Source organism: Arthrobacter sp. TB 23 (genome assembly GCF_000294595.1).
GTDB lineage: Bacteria > Actinomycetota > Actinomycetes > Actinomycetales > Micrococcaceae > Arthrobacter_D.
This window is the reverse complement of sequence record NZ_ALPM01000107.1, coordinates 1-2,811: the sequence shown is the minus strand read 5'-3', so window position 1 is coordinate 2,811 and position 2,811 is coordinate 1. Positions and strand designations below refer to the sequence as shown.

3 protein-coding genes are annotated in these 2,811 nt (G+C 63.4%); all 3 read right to left on the bottom strand.

Annotated elements, in window-relative coordinates; translation table 11 throughout:
- Positions 1-73: 73 nt before the first annotated feature.
- The 3 genes from B384_RS0114665 to B384_RS0114655 are packed head-to-tail and all read right to left on the bottom strand — an operon-like array spanning position 74 to position 2,701.
- Positions 74-511 carry an SRPBCC family protein gene (locus B384_RS0114665; RefSeq protein ID WP_019483857.1) on the bottom strand — a complete coding sequence of 146 codons (438 nt, stop codon included), beginning with the start codon at positions 509-511 and terminating at the stop codon, positions 74-76.
- A 4-nt stretch (positions 512-515) separates the two neighbouring features.
- Positions 516-2,081: an MDR family MFS transporter gene (locus tag B384_RS0114660; RefSeq protein ID WP_019483856.1), complete on the bottom strand. Its 1,566-nt coding sequence runs from the start codon at positions 2,079-2,081 to the stop codon at positions 516-518.
- Positions 2,078-2,701, bottom strand: a complete 624-nt coding sequence (locus B384_RS0114655) for a TetR/AcrR family transcriptional regulator (protein ID WP_162148034.1) — start codon at positions 2,699-2,701, stop codon at positions 2,078-2,080. Before B384_RS0114655 ends, B384_RS0114660 begins: the two co-directional genes overlap by 4 nt.
- Positions 2,702-2,811: the final 110 nt, after the last annotated feature.

Here is a 2,811-nt window from a genome sequence, read left to right as displayed (position 1 = left end):
GCGGCCGCCGCTACCTACCTGCTCGGGCTGCTGTTCGGCGTCGGGCTGCTGTAAGGGCCAGTAGCTGCTGACCTCAGGGTTTGGTCACGTAGTTTTCGAGCTTGATGAGGGTTTTTTCCATGGCAACCGGGTTCTTCCGCAGGAACCCCATCGGCCGCAGCACAATCTTCCCAGTCACCGAACGCGCATCCCACTGCTCGGTGACCAGGGTGCCGCCGTCACGCGGTTCGAGGACGTAGCTCCAGGTGGCCTTGGTGAAGTGGCGCCAGGTAATCCGGCGGCCTTCCTCGAACTCGGTCACCTTGTTGAGGATCTTGTACTTCGCGCCGATCCGCATGTCCATGCCGAACTTGGCGCCCTCGTACAGCCGCTGCGGTCCACCTGGCTGTTCGCCCTGGACGGTGTCGGAGCCGTCAATCACGCTGTGCAGCGCCGGGGTCGCCAGGACCTCGAAAATGTCGCTGGCCGGGGCGTTGATGAATCGTTCACGGGTAATCAGGTAGGAACTCATGCCCCTATTCTGCCTTGCTGGCCTGGGTGGCTGGTTCAGGGTCCGCGGCGATCGACGTCGCAAGAGGGGCCTCCTTCACGAAGAACAGCAGGATCGCGGCGATGATTCCGAGCGGCGCCATGTAGAGGAAGAGTGGTGTGAGTGCGTCGTTGTAGGAATCGATCACCGCGTTCCTCGCGGCCTCCGGGAGCGTGTAGACCAGTTCGGGGGTGAGCGAGTTGACCCCACCCTCGGTGCTGACCGCCCCGCCGGGAAGCCGCTCGGTCAGCAGGTCAGCGACCCGTGTCGTGAAGAGACTACCGACGATGGCCGACCCCAGGGTGGCCCCGATCTGACGGAAGTAGTTGTTCGAGGCGGTAGCCGTCCCGACCATCCGGTTTGGGAAGGTGTTCTGCACAATCAGCACCAGGATCTGCATGCTGAGGCCCAGCCCGGCGCCAAGCAACCCGAGGTACGTGCAGATTACCCAGAGCTCGGTGGCGGGTTGGATGGTCGAGAGCAGGAAGAGTGCGACGGCGACCAGCAGTGACCCGGCGATCGGCATCCACTTGTAGCGGCCGGTCCGGCTGACAAGCAGCCCCGATCCGGTGGAAGTGACCAGCAGCGCCCCCATCATCGGGATCATCAGCAGGCCAGCGTTGGTGGCACTTGCTCCGGTGACCATCTGCAGGTAGGTCGGCATGTAGCCGACGGCGCCGAACATGGTGACGCCGATCAGCAGGCCGCCAGCGGTGGTGAGGTTGAAGTTGCGTTCCCGGAAGAGGTGCATCGGAAGGATCGGCTCGTCCGCACGGCGTTCGACCAGGACAAAAGCTGCGCTGGTGACCACCGCAGCAGCGATCAGGCCCAGGATCGTCAACGAGGTCCAGTCGTACCGGGTGCCGCCCCAGGTGCCCACCAGCACAATCGAGGTGGTGGCAAGGGCCAGGAGGACCATGCCTGCGACGTCGGGCTTTGACCGCTTCCTCTCCTTGCCGGGAAGGTGCAGGAAGAAGACGACAACGAGGATCGCGAGGATGCCCAACGGCATGTTGATCCAGAACATCCAACGCCAGCCCGGACCTTCAGTGAAGAATCCGCCAAGCAGGGGCCCAGCCACCGAGGCGAACGCGAAGACCCCGCCCATGGCGCCCATATATTTGCCGCGTTCGCGGGCGGGAACGACGTCGGCGATGATCGCCTGGGAGAGGATCATCAGCCCACCGCCACCGACGCCCTGGATGGCCCGGCCGGTAATCAACCACGGCATGTCGGGGGCAAGCCCGCCGACGATTGAGCCAGCCATGAAGATGCTGATCGCGATGAGCAGCAGGTTCTTGCGGCCCATCAGGTCACCGAGTTTGCCGTAGATCGGCATCACGATGGTGGCGGTCAGGATGTAGGCGGTGATCACCCAGAGCATCTGGTCCACCCCGTTGAGCTCGCCCACAATGGTGGGAAGCGCGGTACTGAGGATCATCTGGCTGAGGGCTGCCAGCAGCATTGAGAGCATCAGGCCGATGAACAACAGGAGCATGCCGGTGGGCTTCTCGACAACGACAGCTGGAGCGGTTTTGGTTGTGGTACTCATTGAATTTCCGGGAGGACCTCTCTGAGGAGTGCGTTGGCGGTACTGAGAGCCGCGAACTGGTTGTCTAGTGTGGGGGCGTGTGCAGATTCCTGCATCGCGTAACGCATGGGGGCTCCGGCGATCAGCACGATCATCCGGGAAATGTCTTCGGCCCGGTGGCGCCGGGCGACGTCGGCCCACTTGGCTGAGGCGGTGATGCCTTCGGTGAGGACGTCACGGACCAGCTGTTCCACCTTCAGGAAGTAGCCGAAGCGGCGCTGGCGCAACTGGGGGAACCGCCGCACCACCTCCATCCGGAGGCTGTCGCCGTCGGCGCCACCCTCAGTGGAATGCACCACCTGCACGAGGAGCCGGGAAACCTGGTCGAGGAGGTCCGCGTCGACGTCGAAGGCCGCCAGCCAGGAGTCGTGGATGGAGGGGTCCTGGAGGCCGAGGATGGCGTCCTCTTTGGTGCCGAAGTAGTTGAAGAAGGTGCGGGCCGAGACGTTGGCCTGGGCAGCAATCGCCTCGGTGGTGACGCGGTCCGGGCCGTTTTCGAGGGTGAGCCTGGCCGCGGCATCATGCAGCGCAGCCCAGGTCTCTGTCCTCTTTCGGTCCCGCAAGGAAATTAGTTGACTCACCAAACTATTGTGGCACTGGACAACCTTTTACACAACTGCAAAATTGCGGCTCTGCACAATTCGTCCGTCGGGTTGCCGTTAAACGCCGAACGCGCCGGCATCCGTGTGCA

Bases quoted from the DNA above. Each gene is read 5' to 3' on its own strand.
- B384_RS0114660 (WP_019483856.1), bottom strand. From the start codon at position 2,081: ATGAGTACCACAACCAAAACCGCTCCAGCTGTCGTTGTCGAGAAGCCC.
- B384_RS0114665 (WP_019483857.1), bottom strand. From the start codon at position 511: ATGAGTTCCTACCTGATTACCCGTGAACGATTCATCAACGCCCCGGCC.